General features: G+C 44.4%; 23 protein-coding genes, 1 tRNA gene, 1 pseudogene and 1 riboswitch. Of the genes and pseudogenes, 16 read left to right on the top strand and 9 right to left on the bottom strand.

The window, feature by feature from the left end; genetic code table 11:
• Positions 1-7: 7 nt before the first annotated feature.
• From HWY38_RS00470 to HWY38_RS00460, 3 genes are all read left to right on the top strand, one after another.
• Positions 8-1,993 carry a methyl-accepting chemotaxis protein gene (locus HWY38_RS00470; protein ID WP_224181048.1) on the top strand — a complete coding sequence of 662 codons (1,986 nt, stop codon included), beginning with the start codon at positions 8-10 and terminating at the stop codon, positions 1,991-1,993.
• 115 nt (positions 1,994-2,108) lie between these two features.
• Complete coding sequence (locus tag HWY38_RS00465; RefSeq protein ID WP_224181047.1) at positions 2,109-4,115, top strand: methyl-accepting chemotaxis protein; 2,007 nt, start codon at positions 2,109-2,111, stop codon at positions 4,113-4,115.
• Positions 4,116-4,180: 65 nt separating this feature from the next.
• Complete coding sequence (locus HWY38_RS00460) at positions 4,181-4,705, top strand: type 1 glutamine amidotransferase domain-containing protein (protein WP_016938163.1); 525 nt, start codon at positions 4,181-4,183, stop codon at positions 4,703-4,705.
• Between the two features lie 31 nt (positions 4,706-4,736).
• On the opposite strand, the gene HWY38_RS00455 is transcribed toward HWY38_RS00460, so the two are convergent.
• Entirely contained in the window at positions 4,737-5,723 is a 987-nt protein-coding gene (locus HWY38_RS00455) for a Gfo/Idh/MocA family protein (RefSeq protein WP_224181046.1), read from the bottom strand.
• Positions 5,724-5,902: 179 nt separating this feature from the next.
• Here HWY38_RS00455 and HWY38_RS00450 point away from each other — a divergent pair, with 179 nt between their 5' ends.
• From HWY38_RS00450 to HWY38_RS00440, 3 genes are all read left to right on the top strand, one after another.
• Positions 5,903-7,063 carry an AI-2E family transporter gene (locus tag HWY38_RS00450; RefSeq protein WP_007613339.1) on the top strand — a complete coding sequence of 387 codons (1,161 nt, stop codon included), beginning with the start codon at positions 5,903-5,905 and terminating at the stop codon, positions 7,061-7,063.
• A 91-nt stretch (positions 7,064-7,154) separates the two neighbouring features.
• The gene (locus HWY38_RS00445) at positions 7,155-7,985 is read left to right on the top strand and encodes an undecaprenyl-diphosphate phosphatase (RefSeq protein WP_007613337.1); all 831 of its coding nucleotides are present in this window, start codon (positions 7,155-7,157) and stop codon (positions 7,983-7,985) included.
• A 127-nt stretch (positions 7,986-8,112) separates the two neighbouring features.
• Positions 8,113-8,185 (top strand) — tRNA-Ala (locus tag HWY38_RS00440).
• A 176-nt stretch (positions 8,186-8,361) separates the two neighbouring features.
• Here the strand turns inward: HWY38_RS00440 and HWY38_RS00435 are convergent.
• Together HWY38_RS00435 and HWY38_RS00430 are read right to left on the bottom strand one after the other, a co-directional pair.
• On the bottom strand, positions 8,362-8,868 hold the full coding sequence (locus HWY38_RS00435) for a hypothetical protein (RefSeq protein WP_224181045.1): 507 nt from the start codon (positions 8,866-8,868) through the stop codon (positions 8,362-8,364).
• A gap of 125 nt (positions 8,869-8,993) precedes the next feature.
• On the bottom strand, positions 8,994-9,197 hold the full coding sequence (locus HWY38_RS00430) for a hypothetical protein (protein WP_038464241.1): 204 nt from the start codon (positions 9,195-9,197) through the stop codon (positions 8,994-8,996).
• Between the two features lie 391 nt (positions 9,198-9,588).
• Between HWY38_RS00430 and HWY38_RS00425 the strand changes: the two genes are divergently transcribed.
• The 3 genes and pseudogenes from HWY38_RS00425 (at position 9,589) to HWY38_RS00420 (ending at position 12,362) form a co-directional block, all read left to right on the top strand.
• Entirely contained in the window at positions 9,589-10,719 is a 1,131-nt protein-coding gene (locus tag HWY38_RS00425) for a tetratricopeptide repeat protein (protein WP_224181044.1), read from the top strand.
• Positions 10,720-10,853: 134 nt separating this feature from the next.
• Positions 10,854-10,979 (top strand): hypothetical protein, encoded by a 126-nt coding sequence (locus tag HWY38_RS19100; RefSeq protein WP_258334715.1) that lies wholly within the window; start codon positions 10,854-10,856, stop codon positions 10,977-10,979.
• 1,062 nt (positions 10,980-12,041) lie between these two features.
• A pseudogene (locus tag HWY38_RS00420) lies at positions 12,042-12,362 on the top strand (hypothetical protein).
• Positions 12,363-12,428: 66 nt separating this feature from the next.
• On the opposite strand, the gene HWY38_RS00415 reads toward HWY38_RS00420, so the two are convergent.
• A complete protein-coding gene (locus HWY38_RS00415; protein ID WP_224181043.1) occupies positions 12,429-13,070 on the bottom strand; it encodes a cupin domain-containing protein in 642 nt (213 codons plus the stop codon).
• Between the two features lie 217 nt (positions 13,071-13,287).
• Between HWY38_RS00415 and hmpA the strand changes: the two genes are divergently transcribed.
• On the top strand, positions 13,288-14,463 hold the full coding sequence (gene hmpA, locus HWY38_RS00410) for an NO-inducible flavohemoprotein (protein ID WP_224181042.1): 1,176 nt from the start codon (positions 13,288-13,290) through the stop codon (positions 14,461-14,463).
• 141 nt (positions 14,464-14,604) lie between these two features.
• A complete protein-coding gene (locus HWY38_RS00405) occupies positions 14,605-15,450 on the top strand; it encodes a glucosaminidase domain-containing protein (RefSeq protein WP_224181041.1) in 846 nt (281 codons plus the stop codon).
• A gap of 33 nt (positions 15,451-15,483) precedes the next feature.
• Here HWY38_RS00405 and HWY38_RS00400 read toward each other — a convergent pair whose 3' ends face one another.
• The 3 genes from HWY38_RS00400 to cudC form a co-directional block, all read right to left on the bottom strand.
• Positions 15,484-16,152 (bottom strand): potassium channel family protein, encoded by a 669-nt coding sequence (locus HWY38_RS00400; protein ID WP_007613331.1) that lies wholly within the window; start codon positions 16,150-16,152, stop codon positions 15,484-15,486.
• 164 nt (positions 16,153-16,316) lie between these two features.
• The gene (gene bslA / locus HWY38_RS00395; RefSeq protein ID WP_015240450.1) at positions 16,317-16,856 is read right to left on the bottom strand and encodes a biofilm surface layer hydrophobin BslA; all 540 of its coding nucleotides are present in this window, start codon (positions 16,854-16,856) and stop codon (positions 16,317-16,319) included.
• 160 nt (positions 16,857-17,016) lie between these two features.
• Positions 17,017-17,571, bottom strand: coding sequence for a choline uptake/conversion transcriptional regulator CudC (gene cudC, locus HWY38_RS00390; protein WP_007613329.1), 555 nt, complete (start codon positions 17,569-17,571; stop codon positions 17,017-17,019).
• Between the two features lie 200 nt (positions 17,572-17,771).
• On the opposite strand from cudC, the gene betB reads away from it, so the two are divergent.
• From betB to HWY38_RS00375, 3 genes are all read left to right on the top strand, one after another.
• On the top strand, positions 17,772-19,244 hold the full coding sequence (gene betB / locus HWY38_RS00385) for a betaine-aldehyde dehydrogenase (protein ID WP_032876872.1): 1,473 nt from the start codon (positions 17,772-17,774) through the stop codon (positions 19,242-19,244).
• Positions 19,245-19,261: 17 nt separating this feature from the next.
• A complete protein-coding gene (gene gbsB, locus HWY38_RS00380; RefSeq protein ID WP_224181040.1) occupies positions 19,262-20,470 on the top strand; it encodes a choline dehydrogenase in 1,209 nt (402 codons plus the stop codon).
• A 71-nt stretch (positions 20,471-20,541) separates the two neighbouring features.
• Positions 20,542-21,123 (top strand): MOSC domain-containing protein, encoded by a 582-nt coding sequence (locus HWY38_RS00375; protein WP_224181039.1) that lies wholly within the window; start codon positions 20,542-20,544, stop codon positions 21,121-21,123.
• A 1-nt stretch (position 21,124) separates the two neighbouring features.
• On the opposite strand, the gene HWY38_RS00370 is transcribed toward HWY38_RS00375, so the two are convergent.
• The gene (locus HWY38_RS00370; protein WP_224181038.1) at positions 21,125-21,613 is read right to left on the bottom strand and encodes a DinB family protein; all 489 of its coding nucleotides are present in this window, start codon (positions 21,611-21,613) and stop codon (positions 21,125-21,127) included.
• A 146-nt stretch (positions 21,614-21,759) separates the two neighbouring features.
• On the opposite strand from HWY38_RS00370, the gene HWY38_RS00365 reads away from it, so the two are divergent.
• Entirely contained in the window at positions 21,760-22,290 is a 531-nt protein-coding gene (locus HWY38_RS00365) for an NfeD family protein (RefSeq protein WP_007613318.1), read from the top strand.
• A gap of 19 nt (positions 22,291-22,309) precedes the next feature.
• Positions 22,310-23,839 (top strand): flotillin family protein, encoded by a 1,530-nt coding sequence (locus tag HWY38_RS00360; protein ID WP_224181037.1) that lies wholly within the window; start codon positions 22,310-22,312, stop codon positions 23,837-23,839.
• A 30-nt stretch (positions 23,840-23,869) separates the two neighbouring features.
• Here HWY38_RS00360 and thiT read toward each other — a convergent pair whose 3' ends face one another.
• Entirely contained in the window at positions 23,870-24,451 is a 582-nt protein-coding gene (gene thiT / locus HWY38_RS00355) for an energy-coupled thiamine transporter ThiT (protein ID WP_224181036.1), read from the bottom strand.
• Positions 24,452-24,551: 100 nt separating this feature from the next.
• Positions 24,552-24,652, bottom strand: a riboswitch (TPP riboswitch).
• Between the last annotated feature and the right edge of the window lie 282 nt (positions 24,653-24,934).

Here is a 24,934-nt window from a genome sequence, read left to right as displayed (position 1 = left end):
ATAGCAGATGAAAAAAATTGTGCAAATCATCAAGCAGAGATCGCTTACAAGAAAACTGCTCATTTCTTTTTTGGCCATTCTTATTCTTCCTATTTCAACGCTGGCTTTTATCGCCTATCAATCGGCGGTAAGCACGCTTGACAGGCAGATGATGGGAAGAGCACTAGATAATGTGCAGCAGATTAACGATATGATCAACACAAGCATCACCCAAAAAGAAGACGGAACGGCATATTTCAGTGATTGGCTCACAAAGGATCGGTACAAGCCGAAAAACCAATCGCAAATTACCGATAAATTCACAGAGTACATGAAGATCAATAAAGACGTGGAATCCATCTATACGAGTGACACGGAAGGACACTTCACACGGTATCCGGATCTGCAGATGCCTAAAGGATATAATCCGATTGAAAGAGACTGGTATAAAAAGGCCGTGGAAAATAAGGGGAAAGTTGTTGTAACAGATCCTTACCGCACGGCTTCCACCAATACGATGGTCGTAACGGTCGTTCAGCAGACGAAAGACGGCTCAGGAGTCGTCGCCATCAATATGAAAATCGATGAGCTTCTGAAAACGACAAAGAAAGTGAACATCGGAAAATCAGGCTACGCTTTTATCCTGACGAAAGACAAAAAAGTGGTCGCCCACCCGAACCGCACATCAGGCACAGTATTAAACGGGGAGTGGGCCGAACGTCTGTTCACCAGCAAAAAAGGTGATTTTCAATACAAATACGACGGCCAGGAAAAGAAAATGGCTTATGATACAAACGGGCTGACAGGCTGGAAGATTACCGGAACGATATATCTGGACGAAATTCATGAAGCGGCCCTGCCGATCCTTCATCTGTCCCTGCTCGTTCTCGTATTAGCGATTGTGATCGGAACCATCGTCATGGTGCTGATTATCCGTTCAATCACAAAACCGCTCAAGCAGCTTGTGACATCATCGAAACAGATCAGTGAAGGCGATTTAACGGAAACGATCGAGATTCAGTCAAAAGATGAATTAGGCGAGCTAGGCAAAAGCTTTAACAATATGGCCGCTTCGCTCAGGTCTCTCATCCATGCCATCCAGGATTCCGTGAATAACGTCGCATCTTCCTCAGAGGAGCTGACGACTTCAGCGGAGCAGACAAGCAAGGCAACCGAACATATCACACTGGCGATCGAACAATTTTCTAACGGAAATGAAAGCCAAAGTGAAAATATTGAAAGCGCGGCGGAACATATTTACCAAATGAACAGCGGGCTTAAAGATATGGCGAAAGCATCTGCCGTCATTACCGAATCCTCCGCCACATCAGCGGAAGTCGCCAATTCAGGCGGAAAGCTCGTCCACCAGACGGTCGGCCAAATGAACGTCATTGACCGGTCAGTGAAAGAAGCTGAACAAGTGGTGCGCGGACTTGAAACAAAATCAAAAGACATTACAAACATTCTCCGTGTCATTAACGGAATCGCTGATCAGACAAACCTTCTTGCGCTGAACGCGGCAATTGAAGCCGCGCGTGCGGGTGAATACGGCCGGGGCTTCTCAGTCGTCGCCGAAGAGGTCAGAAAACTTGCGGTCCAGTCTGCCGATTCAGCGAAAGAAATTGAAAGCTTAATTATAGAAATCGTCAACGAAATCAATACATCTCTCGGCATGTTCCAATCCGTCAACAAAGAGGTGGAGAGCGGACTGGATATTACGAATCAGACCGAAACAAGCTTCAAACGGATTTCTGAAATGACGAACCAGATCGCCGGAGAAATTCAAAATATGAATGCGACGGTAGAACAGCTGACAGCAGGATCTCAGCAGATTTCAGGAGCTTCTGAGCAAATCGCGTCCATCGCAAAAGAAAGCTCCGCCAGCATTCAGGATATCGCGGCCTCCGCCGAAGAACAGCTGGCTTCAATGGAAGAAATCAGTTCGTCTTCGGAAACGTTATCCCAAATGGCGGAAGAATTACGTGATATGACGAAACGATTTAAAATAGAATAATAGGTCATAGAACACCCAAATGTGCTGTTTGGGTGTTTTTTTTAATTTTTTTAGTAAATCTTTTGTCCTAGCTGACGATATTAGATTTAGCTTTTCAAAGAAGGAGACTGAAAAAATGAAACAACTGATACATTGGATCAAACAGCCATCCATCAGCAAGCCGCTGATCGCAGCATTTTTAGCCGTATTGGTGCTTCCGATCGGCATACTCGCCTACTTCAGCTACCAAACGGCGGGGAGTACATTAGAAAGCGAACTGACCCACAGCGCCCAGGGAAATGTCAGCGAACTGAACAGCGTGCTGGAAAACATGCTCGAAGGCAAGCTGAAAGCGATTGACTACTACAGCGAATCAATCACAAAGGAAAAACTGAACACAAAAAATAAATCGGTACTGCTTGAAAATATGAAGCAGTATGTCACCGTAAATAACGATGTCGTGTCAATTTACGCCGCGTCTCGCGACAAAGCGTTCGTGAAATATCCGTCCGTTGATATGCCGTCCGATTATAATCCGCTCACACGCGAGTGGTATACAAAAGCGGTTGAAAAAAGCGGACAGCCGGTGTTTACCGAGCCTTATAAAGACGCTGCAACCGGACAGACGGTTGTTACGATCGCCCAGCAGACAAAAGACGGATCAGGCGTTGTGGCGCTTGATATTAATCTGGGCGACCTGCTGAACGCTTCCGAACGCGTGCAGATCGGTCATAAAGGATTTGCCTTCATTACAACGGGAGATAAAAAATACATCGCCCATCCGACTATAAAAGCGGGAACGGAAGGCTCCGGAGAGTGGACGAAAGAAGTGTTTTCCAAATCAAGCGGATCGTTTGAATACATGTTTGAAGGACAGCAGAAGAAAATGGCCTTCACGACAAACAAACTGACGGGCTGGAAAATCGCCGGCACATTTTTTGTCAGTGAGATCCATGACGCAGCCTCGCCTGTCATGAAAATGGCGCTGATCATCCTGGCGGTTTCTCTTATCGTCGGCGGTATTTTAATCTTTTTTATCATTCGCTCGATTGCAAAACCGCTCAAAAAACTTGTTTCGACATCAGCTAAAATCAGTGACGGCGATTTAACGGAAGTCATTGACATCAAGTCGAAAAATGAATTCGGGCAGCTCAGCCAAAGCTTCAATGAGATGTCGGCATCACTCCGGTCTGTCATCGGCGTCATACAATCATCCGTCGAACATGTCGCTTCTTCATCCGAAGAGCTGACGGCATCCGCCGGACAGACGAGCAAGGCGACAGAGCATATTACACTGGCGATTGAACAATTCTCAAACGGAAACGAATCACAAAGCGAGAAATTGGAAGAAAGTGCTGATCACCTTTCCCAAATGAATGCCGGCATTGCCGAGACGGCGAATGTATCGGCGGAAATCACTGAATCCGCCATCCAAACCTCTGAAACGGCCGGAAGCGGAGAAGAATTAGTGGCAAAAACGGTAGGCCAGATGAAAACAATTGATCGTTCCGTACAGCAGGCGGAAGCGGTCGTAAAAGGGCTGGAAACGAAGTCGCACGACATTAAGAGCATTCTCAACGTCATTAACGGCATTGCCGATCAAACAAATCTGCTTGCCTTAAACGCTGCCATTGAAGCGGCCAGAGCCGGCGAATACGGGCGGGGCTTCTCCGTCGTTGCGGAAGAAGTGAGGAAGCTTGCCGTACAATCAGCCGGCTCCGCGAAGGAAATCGAAACGCTGATTCAGGAAATCGTCAAAGAAATCGCCACATCGCTTTCCGTATTCCAAGCGGTGAATCAAGATGTGAAGGAAGGCCTCGATATTACGGATCAAACGGCCGAAAGCTTCAAAAAAATCTCAGAAATGACGACTCAGATTTCAGGCGCCTTGCAGCATATGAACGGAACGCTTGAGAAGCTTGCAGCCGGGTCGCAAAATGTGACAAACGCGGTGGAGGACATTACCTCAGTCGCCAAAGAAGGGTCCGCCGGCATTCAAGACATCGCCGCCTCAGCTGAAGAGCAGCTGGCCTCCATGGAAGAAATCAGTTCATCCGCCGAAACGCTTGCGCATATGGCTGAAGAACTGCAGCAGGTCACACGGAAATTTACGATTCAGTCTGAAGACGAAGAACAGCTGTAGCGAGCTGTTTCTTTTCCTCATCTGAAAAAAGCGATACACTAGTATAAAAGAAGGGAGTGGCAGTGATGAGATTAGAAGGCAAAAAAGTCATAGCGCTTGTCAGTGACGATTTTGAAGACTTAGAGCTTTGGTATCCCGTCTACCGGATGAGAGAGGAAGGCGCGATCGTTCATTTAATAGGAGAAGAAGCGGGCCGTTCATACAAAGGAAAATACGGCGTGCCCGCGACGGCGGATTACGATTTTAAGAGCCTGATTATTCAGGAGTATGACGCCGTGCTCGTGCCTGGCGGCTGGGCTCCTGACAAACTGCGAAGATATCCCGAAGTTTTGGACATCATCCGTACGATGAACGAGCAGAAAAAGCCGATCGGCCAGATCTGCCATGCGGGCTGGGTGCTCATATCTGCCGGAATTCTCGCAGGAAAAAAAGTAACGAGCACGCCCGGCATCAAAGACGACATGACAAATGCAGGGGCACAGTGGCTGGATGAAGCAGTCGTAACTGACGGCCACATTGTATCAAGCCGCCGCCCGCCCGACCTTCCGCAGTATGCAAAAGCGTTTGCTGACCTGTTAGCGTCCAAATAAAAAACATCCGCCCGAATCCGGGCGGATGTTTTTAGTTTTGATCGGCGGGAAAGACAATTCCGATTTGTTTTCTCGCTTCCTCCATAATGCTTGCCGTAATGAAAGAACGTTCAAATGTATTTTCGGAAGACTCCCGCTGTCCGTTTCGAAGAAGATTGATGAATTCAGCCGTTTCGTAGTACATTGACGGTTTCAGATCAGGGACTGAAATGTCTTCCGTCCGTCCGTCACGATAGCGGATTTCCGCCCGTTCCGGTCCGTGAATGCTGTCCAGCACGATCGTGCCGTCTTCACCCTGAATTTCCGCCGGGGCAAACGAATTTGAGATTTTCGAATGCATCAGCACCGCTTCAAATCCGTCGTATGACAGAATGACCGTGCCTTCGCCGTCAACGCCGGATGAGAGTTTATGACCGGTCGCAATGACGTTTTTCGGTTTGCCGAACAGGACGACGGCCGGATAAATGCAGTACACGCCGATGTCCATTAACGAACCGTTCGATAATTCAGGCTTAAACGCGTTTAGCACCGTACCGTTCTTATATGCATCATATTGTGATGAATATTGGCAGTAGCTTGCCGTGAATCTCCTGACGGTTCCGATTTTATGTAAGTGGTTTTGAAGCATGCTGAAGTTCGGCAGGAACGTTGTTTTCATGGCTTCCATCAAGAGAACGCCGTTCGTTTTGGCTGCGTGAATCATTTCATCCGTTTCCCTTGCGTTAGACGCAAACGGTTTTTCACACAGTACATGCTTGCCGTGTTCCATAAAAAGGACCGCCTGCTCTTTGTGAAATGCATTCGGGCTGGCGAGATACACCGCGTCATAGGCTTCGCTTTCCGCCATTTCTTTCAGGCTGGTAAAATAATGAGCAGCGCCGTGTTTGCCGGCGAATTCCGCCGCACGTTCCTCAGTTCTGGAATAAACCGCCGTTAATTGAAAATCATCAATAGCAGAAGCCGCCTCCAGAAATCGTTCTGTAATCCAATTCGTTCCGACTGTTGCAAATCGAATCATTGCTATCGCTCCTTCTATGTATTGGCTTACATTATAGCTTTTTTTCTGAGAAACATAAATGGAAAAAAGGCTGGCAGCTAAAGAGATAGGAAAAATTCCCATAGAGACCGGTTATTATTTTTCATTACAGGAACGATAGTGTACAATTTAATTAAAATACATATGATGGAGGAACAATAGTGGAAACATTGCAAACATGGGGCGGCAGATTTAAACAGTTTTTCTTAGACAATAAATTTGTCTTGTTTTTGCTTGTATTGCTGCTCATCGGTCTCAATATCCTTGTCTTTATGAAGACATCATTTATTTTCACACCCATTATCGTCCTGCTCAAAACGATTGCGCTCCCCGTCATTTTGACAGGAATCGTTTATTATCTGCTTAATCCGATCGTAGATATATTGGAAAAAATAAGAGTGAAAAGAGTCTATTCCATCCTGCTCCTTTACCTCATTATTATAGGGCTGATTACGATTACGGTCGTTTCAATTATTCCGTTTTTAAAGGAACAGATCATGAGCCTGATCGACAATCTGCCGAAATATGTGGATATTGTTGAAGATCAGACGAAAAGCCTGATCGGAAGCGATTTTGTAAATCAGGCGCAAAAGACGATGAATATCAACATTTCCGATCTTGCTAATAAAGTATCGGCGCAGGCGGCGACAATTGCAAACAGCACATTTACCGGGGTCGGGAATTTTATCGGCGCGCTGACGGAAGTGATTATTTCAATTGTGACCGTGCCGTTTATTCTGTTCTATTTGCTGAAAGACGGCAAAAAACTGCCAATCTATATCTTAAAGTTTGTGCCCACCCGTCTGAAAGAACAAACGTATACGATGCTTAGTGAAATGAACCACAGATTAAGCTCCTATATTAGAGGACAGGTCATCGTCAGCTTCTGCATCGGGTTTTTATTATTTATCGGCTATCTGATTATCGGACTTGATTATGCGTCACTGCTTGCGGTCATTGCCGCTTGTACGAGCGTTGTTCCGTATTTAGGGCCGACCATTGCTATCACGCCGGCGATTATTATCGCGTTGGTCACTTCGCCCCTTATGCTGCTGAAGCTTGCGATTGTCTGGACCGTTGTCCAGCTCGTGGAAGGAAAATTAATTTCTCCGCAGATCATGGGGAAAAATCTTCACATTCACCCGATTACCATCATCTTTGTTCTTTTAACCGCCGGAAAGCTGTTCGGGGTTGTCGGCATTATTTTAGCCATCCCGGGGTATGCGGTCATCAAAGTGGTCACGACCCACCTGTTTGATTGGTTCAAAATGCGTTCGCATTTATATGAAGAAGAAAAAAATGATGCTGTATCGAAGTCATAAAATCGGAACGGACATGATATTTATTATAAGACAGGCTTTCCTTCAGAGGAGAGCTTCTCTTTTGTAAATGATGAATGAAGGGAAGAATGGGATGACACTATGGGAGATGTTCACAGCAGCCGTTTTAGGAATCGTGGAAGGGCTGACGGAATACGCGCCGGTTTCTTCCACGGGACATATGATCATAGCGGATGACATCTGGCTGAAATCCGGAAGCCTGATGAATCCGGAAGCCGCCAATTCCTTCAAAGTGGTGATTCAGCTCGGTTCGATTCTGGCGGTGGCCATTGTGTTTAAGGATCGGATATTACATTTACTCGGCCTTAAAAAAAACGTCACGCGCGATCAGCAGAAGGGATACAGGCTGACCATCGCGCAAATCGCCGTCGGTCTTGTTCCGGCAGCGGTGCTCGGCTTTTTATTTGAGGATTTCATTGACCGCTATTTATTCTCCGTCAGAACGGTCGCTTACGGATTAATTGCCGGAGCCGTGCTTATGCTTATAGCGGACTGGATCAATAAAAGGAAAGAAACGATCGATACGGTGGACAGAATCACCTACAAACAGGCTTTCTGTGTTGGATTATTCCAGTGTCTCGCCTTATGGCCGGGATTTTCCCGCTCAGGCTCAACGATTGCCGGAGGTGTCATTGTCGGCTTGAATCACCGGGCAGCCGCAGACTTCACATTTATTATGGCTATTCCGATTATGGCGGGCGCAAGCCTTCTGAAGCTGGTGAAATACTGGAGCAGTCTTTCTTATGACATGATTCCGTTTTTTCTTGTCGGCTTTATCTGCGCCTTTGTCGTCGCCCTCTTAGTCGTCAAGTTTTTTCTTCGGCTTATTAACCGGATTAAGCTTGTCCCGTTCGCCATTTACCGTGTCATCCTCGGCATCATTTTAATCATGCTCGTGCGATAAACGAAGAGGCCCCCGGAGGGTCTTCTTTTTATGTTCGAAAAACGTCTCAGGAAAATATGAGCAAACTGAATTTTCTGCTTGAAATTCATAGAAGAGTCGTCTATAATAAAACATGACGTTACAGCACGGGGCCATAGCTCAGCTGGGAGAGCGCTACGCTGGCAGCGTAGAGGTCAGGGGTTCGAGCCCCCTTGGCTCCATATCTTTAAACCCTTATTCTATAAGGGTTTTTTTGTTTGTCAGGAACAGAGCCAGCAGCCCTAAAAAGCAATTGGGGACAATTTGGGGACGAAAAATTTATTTTGAGGAAGTTTAGTTGCTTTTCGCCTTCAATTAGGATTGAAGAAGCCGCCTCTAAAGGCGGCTTTGTTGTTTATCAATTTTCTTGCGGAGCAATCTTTGCTGGTGTAGCACCGCAGAACAGGAAGAATGTAAATAATACTGGTGGAGAAATTGCTACACCTAATTTGCCCAGATATTCCAATACTGTCCACCAATCTCCTTTTTCAATTGCCTTTTGAACTTTATCTAATGCTCCTTTAGAGATACCAATAGCATCTTCAAGGCATCTTTGAACAGTGTTCTTTTGGACACTTGCATACTTATATTCCTTGTTCATATAGTTAGCGAAGGCGATCATACCCTCTTTTTGACCTTTGGTATAAGGAGACTTTTCAAGCTCACCCTCATTAACTGTGTAACCTGTTTCTTCATCAAAAATTACAATCTTAGTAAAGATGTACTCAACTTCTTTTAAAGATTTTTCAATTTGTTCTTTAGTTAATCCATCTAACCCGTTCTCTTCCTCTGCTGAAACTGTTGGCGCTATTGTAGCAATAGCAAGAAGTAGGGTCAACGCCAGTAAAACTAATCTTTTCAACATTATAACTCCCCCTTTTGGAAAATTGTACAAGCAACTACATGGTAACACATTTTTTTCCAAATGAGGGTATGTTTATCCAGTTTTAATCTGTTTAGACAGGATAAGTCAAATGTCGACAAAAAAGATTATGACCATAAACTCAAAGCAAGAGTCGAAACCCCCCATGCTATTATCCCAAACATTACAGAGAACCTAAGACAAGCTTCAAATTTTGAAAGCCCTCGCTCTCTTTTTGTTTTACCTAATTTCCAATAAATAGCGTACCCGGAGAACACCAAAATGATTATTCCAAGTCGTGTCATGTTTTCTAAAAATTCTATACCATCCATTGATTTTCACCTCGTTTTTATTTATGAGAAAAAATAAAGTAGACTTGTAGAGAGTCTACTTATACACGTTTATCCAAAGTACACATTTCTTTGGAGCTGAGAACGCTTGAGTGATAAAGTAAGGCTCATTTTAAAATGGCACATCCTTATCCCCTCCCCATTTGTATTCCCGACACATTAGTTTTATTATCGCAAATAGAATGGCCATTTCCAACAGTTATGTGAAAATAAGTAATGCGTAATATGTCTAATGGTATAAGAAATGATGTATCTTTTATCCAACAAAATCATGATTTTATAATCACTGTAGACCGCAAACAAATTGCGGTTTTTTTTCGTTCAAACATAATTTGGAAATGTTAGAATATGATATAAAAGGAGGAGTGGCCTTGTGAGTTCTGTTTTACCATCATCAGAGGTAGGCGTTAAGATTAATGAATGGTACAAAATGATACGTCAGTTCAGTGTTCCGGATGCGGAGATTTTGAAAGCGGAAGTGGAACAAGAAATCAATGAGATGGAAGAAGACGAGTATCTACTGATTTACTACACCCTCATGAAATTCCGCCATCAGCTCATGCTGGATTATTTAGAACCGGTGACTACCCGTGTGAGACCGACAATTGACGAGCTGCTAGAAAAAATCGAAGCATCAAATAAAGGAATTTCCGGCCTGCTGTGCTATTATTCTTTATTTTTCCGCGGCATGTATGAATTTGATCAAAAGCAGTATGTAAAGGCGATCGGCTTTTATAGAGAGGCTGAAAAACAACTCGTTCATGTGCATGATGAAATTGAGAGAGCGGAGTTTCATTTTAAACTGGCTGAAGCATATTACGGTATGAAACAAAGCCACGTCTCTATGCATCACGTAAAGCAAGCGCTCGATATTTACGATCAGTATGAGTTGTATAAGGTCCGGAAAATTCAATGTCTATTTGTCATATCAGGGAATTATGTTGACTTTAAACGCTTTGAAAAAAGTTTGCCGCATTTAGAAAAAGCTTTAGAGTTGTCGAAACAAGTAAACAATAATGAAAGGCTGCTCAGTTCTGCTTATTACAACATAGGAAAGAATTACGGCGACCTAGAAGAATACAGTAAAGCTGAAATCTACTTAAAAAAAGCAGCGGAGATATCTGAAAAGTATAAATTGGGTAACCTTCCGCATTCCTTGTTTACATACGCAAAGCTTCTATTTAAACAAGGGAAAACAAGCGAGGCGATTCAAATCAGCAAAAAGGGACTTTCATCAGCGATATTTCAAGGAGATAAGCTGTTTGAATCTCTGCAAAAATATTTGGAGGCTTTATATATTAATGCAATAGACCAAATGGGAATCAAACAAACAATTGATTACCTTGAGAAAAATAAAAACTATTCGTATGTAGAAGATATTGCTCTTGATACGGCTGCTGTTTATGCAGAGTCAAAGCAATATGACAAATCTTATTTTTATCATCAAAAAATGATTCAAACGCAAAAACAAATTCAGAGGGGAGAATGCCTGTATGAATTTTAGAAAGGGCGTATTTATCATTGTATCGGCTGTCGTTTTAATGTCAGGGGCCGGTCTAACGGCATCGTCTGTTTCATTTGATGGATCATATCAAGTTTCGTCTGATCGTAATCAAACCTAAGAAGGAGAGTGCCAGTATGAAAAAAAGCATCTTCATTATTTTGGGTCTGTCATTGCCTTTAGTATGTGGGTTGGGTATGAACTCAGTAGAAAAACAAGCACAAGATACAATCAAAGTAGCTTCAGATCGCCTTCAAACTTGAACAGCTTAAGCCTTTTCTACGGAAAAGGCTTTTTTAGTTTCTTCATTATATTGTTTCAAAACATCCACTTGTTTTTATTCTTATCCCATTCCAGCATACGCTGCTTCATGAGGTTCTTCACTGCTTCCCGGTTAGCGCGTTCATCCTTGCCGGTTTTTCTCTTCAATTCATCATTGGATCATGTTAAAGATAATCCGGTACACTTTTCGTTCAAAATCAGTCATTTGATCATCTCCCACTTCATAAGTCTCAACGGATAAAAGAGAATCAAATACAATAATGTATCCACCTTTAAGTTCTCGACACGAGTTTCCTTCCGTATGTGGTCCCGTAATGAACTGCGCAGATAACCGCGCGTATGTATCCGTCGTCATACAGCTCGAACGATAAATCTATGCTAATATTAAAAAAATATGGCACTCTATATTTTTAGATCTTAAAAATATATAAGAATTGATAAGCTCAATTTTCAAATTTAATGGAGGGAAAATAGAAAGGAGAGAAATGATAAAGTATTTTGGAATAGTGTCGCTTATCATCCTTTTATTCACATTGTACTTTCTGCCTCATATTCATTGGGCACTTGGAATTCTAGGAATTGTGGTGGGGAGTATTCTAGCAATCAAATCACCTAAAGGAATTGCTAAGTATATTTCTTTTGTTATCCTAGCACTTTGTTTACCTTTACTATTATTATTGATTGTGATGGGCGTTTTGATGGCAGGTCTAGTGGAAAATTAACTTTAATTTATAATCCTATTTGGGGACAGATGGGGACGAATTAGGGACCAACTTGTTCATTTTTAGCCAAAACAGAAGATTTTTTATCAGAAAGGCTGGTCAGCAAACCTTATAAAATAAGGTTTCAAAATAAAACGTCTGTTTGTATCAGAAAATTCATCTCCAGACTGGCAGCGTAGAGGTCAGGGGTTCGAGCCCCCTTGGCTCCATACCTTTAAACCCTTATTCTATAAATAAGGGTTTTTTTGTTTTTTCATCTTCTGCGGCAGCCTCTATGTTCTGCTTCATTTCTAACAACTCAAAATAAAGGAAAGAGAGAAAATGAAAAAGAAAATCTATCTTATATTATCTCTGTCAGCTGCACTGGCGCTTTTTTTGACAGCGCTTCTGCCTCTTTCTCCTGTCATCTTCACGTCTGCTTCAGAAAAAGGAGCCATCAGGCATGACATTTTATAAAAAAGGATATTCGTATCAAAGCTACTTTGCGATTCTTCAAAAAGAAGAAGGGGCGGAGAGGCCGGGAACCTTTATTATGTAAATTGGTTTGATTGGAAAGATGAAACCGGACAGACGCCGCGCGTATGTTATTCAAAAAAATCGTCCGAAGGCGATTACAAAGTAAGCTGCGGAACCGGACCGTAATGATCAAGAGCCCCTCTCCAATGAGGGGCTCTTTCTGTCGAGCTGAATGCCGCTCAGGCTCTCCGTTTAATATCCCCAATATAACGGCGTATCATAATGCCGATACGGATCATTCGGATAATGCGTATTTGGCTGATAAGGCTTATTCATATCATGAATACCCGTGTTTTCAGTCTGTCCGCAGTATTTATCGGGACCTATCACAGTTGATTGCCGGATCGGTGAAACGGCTTTTTCCCACTCATGCTCATTCAGACAGTACGTATGCGCCATGATCGCAGGCGGCGTCAGACGGAGAATATCCGAGCCGTATATCACTTCAGGCGAAGGGGCGTCAAATATGGCCAAAAGGTGGGTTTTGTCTGAAGTGGCAACTTCATAATGCCACCACCCCTGCGGAACATTCGCCACTTGTCCTGAAGAGATCGGATAATTCCGTATTTTCTGGGTGAACGGATTCAGCATCGACACCACCGCGGAACCCGAAATACAGTACACCAATTCAGCGGCATTTTGATGGGTATGCGGTTCAATCACATTTGTATTGCTCAGAAAGATATCTAATAATGAAATATTTTCAAGCGTGTTTAACTGTTTAATCCCCAATACATTGATAAAGTTCCGAGCATCTTTCGTAAAAAAACGGCTCTCATTCACATTATAAGTGAACTGTGTATTCGGAGACGTGTAATCGATATCGGAAACCATGCACTCCCCCGCTTTCATCTTTAAACGTATATTCCCAAATATATGTGTCCCTGTTTCACCGGGTGATAAAAAAGGAGGTGAAATCCATAAATTCCAAATCCAACACAATATTGTGACGACTTTTTTAAAGATTCATTTTCGATATATCTTTTATTCGAAATATCTCTTACTATAAAGATATATTGAAAATACATCTTTAGAAGGGTTGAGGATTAACATGCTGGATGAGAGAACAGTAGACATCATCAAAAGCACAGTACCCGTATTGAAAACACATGGAGAAAACATCACCGGACGCTTTTATAACCTGATGTTTCAAGATCATCCCGAACTGTTAAATATGTTTAACCAAACGAACCAAAAGAAACAGACTCAGCGCGCAGCATTGGCAAATGCAGTCATTGCGGCTGCGGCGAATATTGATCAATTAGAACAAATCATTCCGGCGGTCAGACAGATCGGCCATAAACACACAAGCATCGGTGTAAAACCGGAACATTATCCGATTGTCGGAAAGTATCTGCTTCTGGCAATTAAGGATGTGCTGCAGGATGCCGCAACTCCTGAGATTATGCAGGCATGGGAAAAAGCTTACGGTGTTATCGCGGAGGCTTTCATCGGCATTGAAAAAGACATGTACAATGAAGCCGGATGGCAGGGGTATAAAGAATTTACGGTTATACAGAAAACGAAAGAAAGCAAAGATATTACATCATTTTATATCAAACCGAGTGACGGTTCTTCGCTTCCTGGATTTGAAGCGGGACAATATATCAGCATTAAAGTGCGGATTGCGGATTCTCCTTATACGCACATTCGCCAATACAGCCTGTCTGATGCTTCTCAAAAAGGGGCATATCGGATTTCTGTGAAAAAGGACGGAGCGGTTTCTTCTCATCTCAACAATGAAGTTCAAGAGGGAGATAAACTTGAAGTCAGTGCACCCGCCGGAGATTTCAAGCTGTCTTCTTCCGAAAAACCGGTTGTTCTTATCAGTGCCGGTTCCGGAATCACGCCGATGATGAGCATGCTGAAAACAGCCGCCGAAAAACAGCCGGAGCGTTCCGTTACTTTTATTCATGCCGCGAAAAACGGAGAGTACGCCGCGTTCCGCAAAGAGGCTGAACAAGCTGCGGAGAATCATCCGAATATTAACGTCATTTATGTATACAGTGAACCGGCAGAACAAGACCGCTCAGGAGACAAGCCTTTTTACAGCGGCAGGATTGATCAAACCTTCTTAAAGCAGCTTCATCTGAATCAAGATGCTGAATTTTACTTGTGCGGATCAGCGCAGTTTATGACGCAAATGAAAGACATGATTCTTGCACTCGGGTTTGACTCTGATTCCGTTCAATATGAATTGTTCGGCCCTCAGCTGAGCATGGCATAACAAAAAAGACTCCTCAAAGAGGAGTCTTTTTTATTTGCGCAATGTGTTCTTTCTCCGTCTTTTTCCCTATTTTATTGAAATTTTCATCAATGACCAGTAAAATTATAAATCTAGTGATTCCGGAATTAAAGGAAGGTTGATATGAAAAAGAAAGCAAAGACCAAAAGGGTGCTTGGGTGCCTTTTTGCTGTATCTCTTATATTCGGATTATTTCTGGTATCAATGGTGTTTTCGAAATTCATAGTGACGGAAGAAAAACCGCCTGAAGAGGTGGACGAGCAGCAGGTCTTTATTGACAGTCTTTCCGGGTATGCTCAAATTTTATATGAGAAATATCATGTCCTTCCGAGCATCACCCTCGCACAGGCCATTCTCGAATCGGACTGGGGGAACAGTGAGCTTGCGGGGAAAGCGCGCAACCTGTTCGGTGTAAAAGGTGATTATAAAGGAAAACACGTCACGATGAAAACGGATGAATTTGAAAAAGGAAAACGAAAAACGATTCGGGCAAAATTCCGTAAATACAGCACGTTTTTTGAATCAATGGATGACCATGCCAAATTATTTGTCAACGGAACGTCTTGGAATAAAAAGAAGTACAAGCCCGTCATTGAAGCGGACAATTATAAAACTGCGGCGGCTGCCCTTCAAAAATCCGGCTACGCCACAGACCCCGGCTATGCTGAAAAAATTAAAGATGTCATAGAAACCTATAACCTGAATGAATATGACAAAATCAATGCCTCTCTTAAAGCAGTTGATATGAAAGGCGCCATCAAAGACCACGCCATTGAAGACGTGTGGTCGAAGCCGTCAAAAGAGCGGCATTCTATTAAACTGGCATCGGCGCAAAAGTTTACCGGCGAGCATATTAAAGTCGTATCTGAAAAACAAAACGGAGAATCCGTCTGGTACCAAATTCAAGTGAAAGATGAGCTGATCGGCTGGGTTGACCAAACCGCCGTCCAGTTAAGTGAAGAAACATAAGCATCAAAAAAAGCCGGCAGCCCGCCGGCTTTTTTACATTCCTTCAGTTTCAAACCTTTTAATATCACGTTTATGCCCCATCAGCACAAGACAGTCACATTCATGAATGACAGTCTCCGGAGAAGGGGACAGCTGAATGTCTCCATTATGTTTCAAGGCGAGAATGGTGCAGCCGAATCTGGCCCGGACGCCGAGATCAAGAATGGATTTTAAATGCAGCTTTTTTGTGGCTGAAAGCTCCACAATGCTGTATTCATCTGACAAATCAATGTAATTTAAGACATTTTCATCTGAAAGGCTTTGCGCAATCCGCACGCCCATATCCTTTTCGGGATGGATAATACGATCAGCGCCGATCTTTTCAAGCACTTTGTGATGATAATAGTTTTGCGCTTTCACCCAAATATTAGGGATGTTCAGCTCCTTCAATAACAGCGTCGTCAGCGTGCTTGCCTGAATGTTGGCGCCGATTGCTACGATGACATATTCAAAATTTCTGATGCCGAGCGACTGAAGCTCGCTTTCTTCCGTTGAATTTGCCCGCACAGCATGCGTGGCATAAGAGGAGTATGCGTTGACCCGCTCTTCGCTGATATCGACCGCAAGCACCTCATGCCCCATTTTAAAAAGCTCTTTACAGATGCTTCCGCCGAAACGGCCGAGTCCGATGACGGCAAATTGTTTATTTTTGATTTTTCCCAATCCTCATAACTCCTTAAGAAACTGTTTTCGTCACTCCAAATACAACAAACAAGAATGTACTCCTGTTTCAAGGGTTTGTCAATGCGAGGGCCGGAAGAAAGAAAACAGCACAAAAAAAAGACCGGCTGACAAGCGATGGGCCTGTGCCGGTCTTTTTTTCGCAATTATTTGCAGTTGCAAGGCTGTGTCGGCGGTGTGCTGCGTTTTTGAACAACAATTGTGTCCTCAGCATAGAATTTAGAGCCGATGCTTAATGATTTATTTTCTGCACGGAACTTATATGTACCTGCAGCAGGCAACGTTTTATTATTAAGAGAAAGCTTAAATTCCGCTGCGCCGAGCAAATCAATGTTTAACGGAAGTCTGACTGTTTTGCCGTTATTCAGAATCTGTCTTTCGCGTAAAGCGTGTCCGTTGACTGTATCTTTTGTTGTAGCCGCAAATCCGCTAGGAAGGGTAAATTCCATAACGCCTAAGCTCAGGATCGTGTTCGGACGGTACGTCAATTCGATATCAGAAAATGACCATTCCTGCTGGCTGGCACCTGTATATTTTGCAAATAAGGTAGCAGTCGCTTTCGTGGACATTTCCGGCTCGTGAACGGTTGAGCCTGACTCAGCGGCGAATGACGCTGTCGGCAGAGAAAGAAGCAAAACCAGGCCGAATAAACTTGCCATGACAGTTGAGAAAAATTTCTGTTTCATTTTCATAAATCCCCCTAAAAAAATTTTGCTGATTGTTCTTAAAAAAGAACGACCATACCTATAAAAATTTACCATCAATTTTAATGGAAGTAAATGGGGTTATGTTCCTATATTTTCTCAAAAATAATCAAATCACGACAAAAAAACGCCTGATTTTGATTCAGGCGTTTTTTTCGTCTGTTTCTATCGGAATAAATTTAAAAATCTCCCCGCTCTGAACCGAGTCGGCGAGCCGCTTCAGCCAATGATAATAAGCTTTCGAGCTTTCAAGCTGATCATATAACTGCCGCGCTTCTTCCTGTAATTCCGCGTTGCCTTTCTCGGCCAGCAAAACGGACTGCAAATCCGCCTGGGCCTGTTCAATGGCGGACAAATTCACCTGAACTTCACGATCCCATTTCGGCGGGAAGAAATTCGTGAAAAACGTAAAGAAATCTTTTTCCGCTACAAACGTATGCTTCCGTGTGCCGCGGTGAAAGGTTTTTTTCACCACATTTAAATCCTGCAGCTTTTTGACGCCTGTGCTCATACTCGGTTTGCTCATCTGCAGTTCCTCACGCATTTCGTCAAGCGTCATTTCATCCCTCATATACATTGTTCCGTATAAAATCCCGACACTCCGTGTGATTCCGTAAAGATCCATCGTCTCTGCAATGGAATCAATGACAAGATCCCTGGCTTGTTCTATAGCTGCGAATTCTGGATTCTCATCCATACTGTCCCTCTTTTCCACTTGAAGTTTAAATTTGTTAAGTCATTTCTTTATGTTCTTAATCTTAACGAATCATGACAAAATGTCAAAATCTAAACGGACTGACCGGGTTTTGACAGGCAAAAAAACATGTGTTAAATTAATATTGTTAAAAACATTAAATTTTTATTTAACAAACTTACTTTTCGGTAAGGAGGACTTTTATGAGCAAAACGCTTTATATCGGCGGCGAATGGATCAGTGCAGAAAAAAAACAGACCCGCCGTATCATTAATCCATTTAATCAAGAAGAAATTGCAACGGTATGCGAAGGAGACCGGAACGATGCGGTGAAAGCCATCGCCGCAGCCAGAAAAGCATTTGATGAAGGGGAGTGGCCGGTGCTTTCCGGGCTCGAGCGCGGACAATTTGTTCTGAAAATTGCGGAATTAATCAGACGCGATCTGAACGAATTAGCTGAGCTGGAATCGCTCGATACAGGAAAAACGATTGAAGAAAGTAAAGCCGATATGGATGATATCGCAAATGTATTTCAATATTATGCCGGTTTGGCGGATAAAGACGGAGGCGAGGTCATTTCATCTCCGATTCCTGATTCCGTAAGTAAAATCGTCAGAGAGCCCATTGGCGTATGCGGACAAATTACGCCGTGGAACTATCCGCTCCTTCAGGCGAGCTGGAAAATCGCTCCCGCTCTTGCGGCCGGAAACACGATCGTTTTAAAGCCGAGCGAGATTACTCCGCTGACAACCATTAAAGTCTTTCAATTAATAGAAGAAGCCGGTATTCCGAAAGGGGTCGCCAATCTCGTGCTGGGGCCGGGCGCTTCTGTCGGCGACGAACTGGCGAGAAACCTCGACGTCGATTTGGTCTCTTTTACGGGCGGAATTGAAACAGGAAAAAAAATCATGCAGGCGGCAAGCGGCAATGTGAAAAAGATTGCCCTGGAGCTTGGCGGCAAAAATCCGAATATCGTATTTCAAGATGCAGATCTCGAAACAGCTGCAGATCAAGCGCTGAACGCCGTGTTTTTCCATGCCGGCCAAGTTTGTTCGGCAGGGTCCCGTCTTTTGGTGGACGAAGCCATTCATGATGAATTTTTAGCCGAGCTGATCAAGCGCACGAAACGCATCAAATTAGGAAACGGTTTTCATGAAGATACGGAAAGCGGTCCGCTGATTTCCGCCGAGCATCGGGCCAAAGTCGAAAAATACGTAGAAATCGGCATCGAAGAAGGGGCAAAACTGGAAACAGGCGGCAAACGTCCTGATGATCCCGCCCTTCAAAACGGTTTCTTCTATGAACCTACTATTTTCTCAAACTGCAAGTCTGATATGCGGATAGTCCAAGAGGAGATCTTCGGCCCCGTTTTAACAGTTGAGTCATTTTCTTCTGAAGAAGAAGTGATCAGACTTGCCAACGATACCATTTACGGGCTGGCCGGAGCGGTATGGTCAAAGGATATTGAAAAATGCGAACGCGTAGCCGCCAAACTGCGGATGGGAACTGTATGGATCAATGATTTCCACCCGTATTTCGCGCAAGCGCCATGGGGCGGGTACAAACAATCGGGCTTCGGCCGCGAACTCGGCAAAATCGGTCTGGAAGAATACACGGAAATCAAACATATTTACCGCAACACGAAACCTGCGGCTGTGAACTGGTTTCAAGCATAACGAGGAGGAGATACAATATGACATTAAATATGAAAGTAGAAAGCATGCATAAATTCCATACATTCGAAATCCCGACAGTCATTAAACACGGAATCGGTGCGATTCAGCACGCGGGAAATGAAGTCAGAGCGCTTGGCGTCACAAAAGCGCTGCTCGTAACAGACCCGGGAATTTATAACGCGGGAGTGGCAAACCCGGTCATTGAATCTTTACAGGAAGCGGGCATCGAAGTCGTCCTGTTTAACAAAGTGGAGCCGAACCCGCCTGTACGTCTTGTAAACGAAGGATCAGAACTGTATAAAAAAGAAAACTGCAACGGCCTTGTGGCTGTCGGCGGCGGAAGCTCCATGGATACAGCGAAAGCGATCGGGGTAGAAGCGACACACGAAGGAAGCGTGCTTGATTATGAAGCCGCGGAAGGCAAAAAGCCGCTGGAAAACCGTATTCCTCCGCTGACAACGATCCCGACGACTGCGGGAACAGGTTCAGAGGTCACACAATGGGCGGTCATTACAGATGAAGAAAGAGAATTTAAATTCAATACGGGCGGACCGCTTATCGCCGCGCATTTAACGGTCATTGACCCTGAGCTGCACACGTCCATGCCTCCGCATGTGACGGCTATGACAGGTATTGACGCACTTGCGCACGCCATCGAGTGCTATACGATGAAATTCGCGCAGCCGATCACTGATGCCGTCGCTTTAATGGCCATTGAATATGCGGCGCATTATATTAAGCGCGCGTTTGCGGACGGAGAGGATTTGGAAGCAAGATACGGCATGGCGCAGGCGGCGATGCTTGCCGGCCTTTCATACGGCAGTGAATCAGCAGGCGCGGCGCATGCGATGAGCCAGACGCTCGGCGGCATCATCCCTGTCGCTCACGGACAATGCGTCGCAGCTATGATGGGGCCGGTAATGGAATACAACTGGAAAGGCTATCCGGAAAAATTCGCCCGCATCGCCAAAGCATTCGGGATCGATACAAGCAACATGACAACCGAAGAAGCGGCAAAAGCGTCCGTCAACTGGATGTATGATCTTGTAAAAGATTTAGAGGTACCGAGTTTAGAAGAACAAGGTGTGTCTCCGGACATGATTGAACGTTTATCAAAAGAAGCTATGAAAGATCCGCAAACTTTCGGAAATCCAAGAGATTTGAATGAGAAAGCATACAACTGGATTTACAAACGCTGCTTCGACTTAACGCCGAAAACGGTATAATAAATGAACCCCGCTCCTTTACAGAGCGGGGTTTTTTAAGGATAATGTCAAGAAAAAGGCGGTGGTGGCTGATGTGGAAACGCATAACAGCAAAGACGGAAGGCGTATATATAGCGGATACCGAACAATTTGTTACCAAAAAGATGGACATGCTTCGTGCGGAATACGGCGGGTTTCCCGGTGACCTGCATTTCGGACTGACAAAAAAGGCCGGCGCGCGTGAGCCGATGTATGAAAGAGGAACAGAAATTTTTAACCGGAGACAAATTTCAATCGTGTCCATGGAGGAATGTGATGACATTGCCGAGAAGATGGGAATTTCTCATATCTTTCCCGAATGGCTCGGCGCTAATATCGCAATCAGCGGTTTTTCTGCACTGACGCCGCTTAAAGAAGGAAGCAGAATGATATTTCCAAGCGGTGCGTCTCTGTTGTGCGAGGGAGAAAATGATCCGTGCATTCAGCCGGGAGAAGTCATTCAATCCTTTTATCAGGATCAGCCAAAACTCGCCGCGGCGTTTGTGAGGCACGCGATGGGCAGAAGAGGAATTGTCTGTATTGTTGAACGCCCGGGTGATATATGCACGGGAGATGCGGTCACCATCCATTCTTATGAACCGAAACGCGCCAAGAAAAAAATCGAAAAGGTCTGACTCAGACCTTTTCGATTTTTTGTTTGATTTCTTTTATTTGATTAATGTGACGCTTTTCATGATGGCCGATAAAATCAATCCACTGGCGGATCGTCAGTTCTTGAAAAACAGGATGCGGAAGCACACGTTCTAAGTCTTCCTCGTTTAATGATGAAATGACGGCGGTCAGCTGCTGTCTTGCCGTATCTAATTCCTGTTTTGCTTCAATGACTGATATTCGGTTTTGCTCAGGTTCGAGGTGTGACGGAGCCGGCCGTTTATTTGTTCTGTCCTCTATAAACCCCATCGGTTGTTCTTCTATTTCTTTTAACGGTGCGTCTTTTGCCTGCTTTGATAAAAGGGTTTGCGCTGTTTCGTCAATTTTCTTTAAATGGTCAAGGACTTCCCGCACGCTCCACTCATCAGCCGCGGGCTTTCGGTTGAATTCTTCATCAGAGAGTCCTTTCAGTTCTTCCCAGGTCTGCTGTCTGGCTTCATTAAAAATGCTCATCCTATCTCCTCCTTTAGAGTAAACATATCATATCCGGATTGGATAATCATGTAATCAGCCTTTCTTATCAGAAAATTGAAACCATTTACCTTTACATCCGTATATAAAGTAACACTCCGACACCTCGGCCGAAAGGAGGATAGAAGATGGACATATTTCATCTGCCGCTTGAAACGGTCTATCTTTACACATTGATTATTTCGGGAAGTCTCACGCTTTTGATTCTGTTTTTTCAAGATGTGTTTCACGGCCTCTCGGAAGCCATTCCTGTTTCATTTTTAAACCCTGCATTGATTCTGTCTTTTTTAACAATCTTTTCAGCCTCAGGTTATATCGGCGAAATCGCCGCTCCGCTATCAAGTCCTGTCATTGCGTTGCTTTCATTTGTTCTTTCGGTTCTTTTGGTCAGCCTGCTTCACTTCTTCGTCCTTGTCCCGCTTTCATCAGCGGAAGAATCGCTCGCATATCGGGAGACAGATTTAAAGGGCAGAGTCGGCAGGGTCATTACTTCCGTCCCGAAAGACGGCTATGGGGAAGTGATCATAGAGGGAATAGGGGGCGCCATTTCTAAATCAGCCGTCAGCTTTGATCAAGAACAGATCAAGTACGGAACGTCCGTATTAGTGATTGACGTAAAAGACGGAGTGCTTTTTGTGACGCCGCATGAACCAATCTGATATCTAAGGGGGAACTGTTATGAGTATGCCGATTATCATCGTTATCGGAATCGTATTCTTTTTACTCATCGCACTTATTGCTGTATTTATTACGAAGTACCGGACGGCGGGGCCGGACGAAGCCCTTATCGTGACCGGAAGTTATTTGGGGAATAAGAATGTTCACATTGATGAAGGCGGAAATCGTCTGAAAATCGTCCGGGGCGGGGGAACGTTCGTGCTCCCAGTATTCCAGCAGGCAGAACCTCTCAGTTTACTGTCAAGCAAACTTGATGTCTCTACACCTGAAGTCTATACAGAACAAGGCGTGCCGGTAATGGCCGACGGAACCGCCATTATTAAAATCGGAGGCTCCATCGGTGAAATCGCAACAGCAGCTGAACAATTTTTGGGGAAATCTAAGGAAGACCGTGAGCAGGAGGCGCGGGAGGTGCTGGAAGGCCATCTGCGCTCCATCCTCGGCTCCATGACCGTTGAAGAGATTTATAAAAACAGGGAAAAGTTTTCTCAGGAAGTCCAGCGGGTCGCGTCTCAGGATCTTGCTAAAATGGGGCTGATGATCGTTTCTTTTACGATTAAAGACGTCCGCGATAAAAACGGCTATCTTGAATCATTAGGTAAGCCGAGAATCGCCCAAGTCAAGCGGGATGCGGACATTGCCACGGCAGAAGCCGATAAAGAGACGAGGATTAAACGCGCGGCCGCTGATAAAGACGCAAAAAAATCAGAGCTGGAGCGGGCGACGGAAATAGCTGAAGCGGAAAAAATCAATCAGCTGAAAATGGCGGAATACAGAAGAGAGCAGGATACAGCAAAAGCCAATGCCGACCAGGCATATGATCTTGAAACAGCAAAAGCCCGCCAGCAGGTGACAGAGCAGGAAATGCAAATTAAAATTATTGAGCGGCAAAAGCAGATTGAATTGGAGGAAAAAGAAATTCTGCGCCGTGAGCGCCAATATGACTCTGAAGTGAAGAAAAAAGCCGATGCTGACCGTTACTCGGTGGAACAAGCGGCCGCGGCCGCAAAAGCGAAGCAGCTCGCCGAAGCGGATGCCGAGCAGTACAGTATCGAAGCGATGGCCAAGGCGGAAGCAGAACGCGTGAGAATTGACGGTCTTGCTAAAGCGGAGGCTGAAAAGGCGAGAGGGGAAACCGAAGCGGAAGTCATCCGCCTGAAAGGACTCGCAGAAGCGGAAGCTAAAGAAAAAATCGCCGAAGCATTCGAAAAATACGGTCAGGCTGCAATCCTTGATATGATTGTGAAAATGCTGCCTGAATATGCGAAGCAAGTCTCAGCGCCTCTTTCCAACATTGATAAAATTACCGTCGTAGATACGGGAGGAAGCGGTGAAAACGGCGGGGCCAATAAAGTCACAGGCTACGCAACCAATTTAATGGCCGGTCTTCAGGAAAGCTTAAAAGCATCTTCCGGAATCAATGTGAAAGAGCTTATTGAGAATTTTTCAGGCAAAGGAAACATAAAACAAAGTATAAATGAACTTACAAAAGAACTGAGTGATTCAAACGAACGGCACAGCCCGGAATAAAAAAACAGCAGGCGTAAACCGCCTGCTGTTTCAGTTCGTCCGCTTAGCTTCAAGAAGCCGCGGCGCAGTCATGAATAATAAGATAAGGACAATGGCCGAAAGGATAAAAGAAGGAATCATATAAGTCGCGTTATAGACGGACGAATAAACCCATACCGGCGTGCCTTTCGGAGCATAGCTTCCGAAAAAGACAGCTCCGGAGACCACATGTGCCGCATAGCGCAGCACACTGCCGATGAAAACACCGCCTAGAACATACATCGTTAAAGCGCCTCTTTTTTTATTCAATGCCGATTCCCGTACACCGGAAGCAAACAAGCCGCTGAAACCGAGGACTGCAAATGCCGCGATGTAATCAAGAAATAGCTGCACCGGGTGCTGCAAAAACAAATTGCCGATGGCGATCTGGACAATCCCTGTTAAAAAGCCTGTCGTAAGCCCGGCCTTCACTCCCCAGCGGAATGAAATCAAAAAAATCGGAATCATCATAATAGAGACCGAACCGCCTTGGGGCATCCGGAGAAACATGCCTGAGACAATGTCCAGAATGACAGCCGCCCCGGTCATAATCGCTATTTCAATTAAGCGCACAAGCTGTGTTGAATGATTCATAGTTTTCCCCCTGGTCAGACAACCGTATCAAGGATAAACAAAAAAGCAGCGCGGGGAAGGATGGGAAAAGGTCCGCGCGCTGCTTACATAAACTGCAAATCATTTGGCTTTGCCACATCCCTACGCCAGCGTTAACTAACAGGTTCAAAGGGTCAGAACAAAACGTTCACTCTCAGCTTTAATGCTCCCCTTGTGGTCATCAAGTATTTAGTTCAATCTTACTATACAAGAAAATATGCCAAACCACAAGACAGCTTGCCTTTCTATAGAAGAGAAACTGAAATAAGTATGAAAGAAAATAATCAATGATTTTTTTAAAAAAACTATTGTCATATTTTCAAAAGGGTGTTATATTATTAAACGTCGCTGGTGAACAGCAGACAACAACGAAAAGCTTCGGAAACAACTTGAAAAAAGTTGTTGACATAAAAGAAGCTGAGTGGTAAGATAATAAAGCTGCTTCAACAAGCGGTAATGATCTTT

Origin of the sequence: Bacillus sp. KS1, assembly GCF_020075515.1 — a bacterium.
GTDB classification, from domain to species: domain Bacteria; phylum Bacillota; class Bacilli; order Bacillales; family Bacillaceae; genus Bacillus; species Bacillus velezensis.
Note: the sequence above shows the minus strand (reverse complement) of the source record. Positions and strands in the feature narration are given on the sequence as shown.